Consider the following 1520-nt stretch of genomic DNA (forward strand, 5'->3'; position numbering starts at 1 on the left):
CGGGCCAGGCCGCGACCGCCGTCGTGCAGGCGTTCTGCCCGCCGGTCGTGATGCTGGAGCAGACCGCTATTCATCGCGCCTATGCGCGCGGCGGCGAAAACAAGCCGGAAAAACTGCTCTACCAGGCGTCGCTTGCCGACGCGACGCGCCAGTGCACCGCCAATGAGACGACGCTGACCATCAACGTCGTCGCGCAAGGGCGCCTCGTGCAGGGCCCGGTTGGCGTTCCCGGCAAGGTCACCCTGCCGATCCTCGTCGAAGTCGTGGATGGCGACAGCGTCATTTATTCGCAGAAGGTGGCTTTCCCGGTCGACATGCCGGCCGGCGGCACCCAGTTCATCTTCAACAAGGCGGATGTACAGATCCCGAACGCGCAAGGGGGCGCCTCGCGCTTCACCCGCGTCCGCCTCGGCTTCGACACCGGCCCGGCAAAGAAGCCGCTCCGTAAGAAATAATCGAGGCCGGACCTAATCTGGAAAGAACTGATCGGGGCGCTCAGAGCGCCCCGGCCCATTCGCCGAGCGCGGCGATGACCGCAGGCAGATCCATCATTCGCGAGATCACAGTTTCGGCACCCGCATCGGTCAACCGGTCGGCATGGCTCGGATAGGTGTGCGATGCACCGGTAAAGCCGACGACGCGCATACCGGCCGCCTTGGCGCCATGGACGCCATGGGTGGAATCCTCGATCACCAGGCACTTCTCCGGCGAAACTTTGAACTGCTCGGCCGCATGCAGGAAGATATCCGGCTTCGGCTTCACCCGATCCGGCCCGAGATCCTTGGCCGAATAGATATGCGGCGCGAAATAAGGTTTCAGACCGACCTTTTCGAGCATCACGTCGAGGCGGTGGGTGCTTGAATTGGAGCAGATGCAGCGTTGCGTCGTCAGCCGTGCCAGCGCGAACTTCACGCCGTCGATGATCTTCACGTCGCGGGCAAGGCGCGCATCGAGCAGCGTCTCGGACTTGTCGAGCAGCGAGGCCGACAGCGGAATGTCGGCTTCCTTCTCCACTGTCAGGAGAATGTTCTTCCAGGTCATGCCGGCGAAGCGCTCGCCCATTTCCTCGACGCTGATCGGATATCCCGCTTCGGTCAGCAGCCTGGACTCCACCTGCGCCGCGATGATTTCTGAATCGACGAGCACGCCGTCGCAATCGAAGATGATGAGGTCGAAGCTGCTCATGGGGGAATGCCTTTTATGGGCCTTGCATGGAGGGTGAGGCGGCCTTTTATACGATGGCAGGAAAAACCTCAACCAACCGTCACGCATGGCTGGGACAAGCGGAGCGGGCGGCTCTCGACAAGCGGAAAACGGCGCTCTAAGGAACGCTGATGGGCAAGGAACCGGAAGACACTATCGCCAGCCGCATCAGCCGCGTGCTTGCCGATCGCATCGTGCGCGGCGAACTCGCCCCGGGTGCCCGTCTCCGCCAGGATCACATCGCCGAGGAATTCGAGACCAGCCACGTGCCGGTGCGCGAGGCATTCCGCCGGCTGGAGGCGCAGGGCCTGGCGATC

At 63.2% G+C, this 1520-nt stretch carries 3 protein-coding genes; 2 read left to right on the forward strand and 1 reads right to left on the reverse strand.

Annotation, left to right across the window (positions count from 1 at the left end):
• The coding region (locus tag MOV61_RS29870; RefSeq protein WP_247139170.1) for a PilZ domain-containing protein at positions 1 to 455 on the forward strand (455 nt) is incomplete at its 5' end.
• A gap of 40 nt (positions 456 to 495) precedes the next feature.
• On the opposite strand, the gene MOV61_RS29875 is transcribed toward MOV61_RS29870, so the two are convergent.
• On the reverse strand, positions 496 to 1185 hold the full coding sequence (locus MOV61_RS29875) for an HAD family hydrolase (protein ID WP_038540704.1): 690 nt from the start codon (positions 1183 to 1185) through the stop codon (positions 496 to 498).
• Positions 1186 to 1334: 149 nt separating this feature from the next.
• Between MOV61_RS29875 and MOV61_RS29880 the strand changes: the two genes are divergently transcribed.
• Positions 1335 to 1520: GntR family transcriptional regulator (locus tag MOV61_RS29880; protein ID WP_247139171.1), on the forward strand; the 186-nt coding region annotated here is incomplete at its 3' end.

This window comes from Neorhizobium sp. BETTINA12A (genome assembly GCF_023006485.1).
Classification (GTDB): Bacteria; Pseudomonadota; Alphaproteobacteria; order Rhizobiales; family Rhizobiaceae; genus Neorhizobium.

Coding starts and splice junctions, on each gene's coding strand:
- MOV61_RS29875 (WP_038540704.1), bottom strand. CDS start 1,185: ATGAGCAGCTTCGACCTCATCATCTTCGATTGCGACGGCGTGCTCGTC.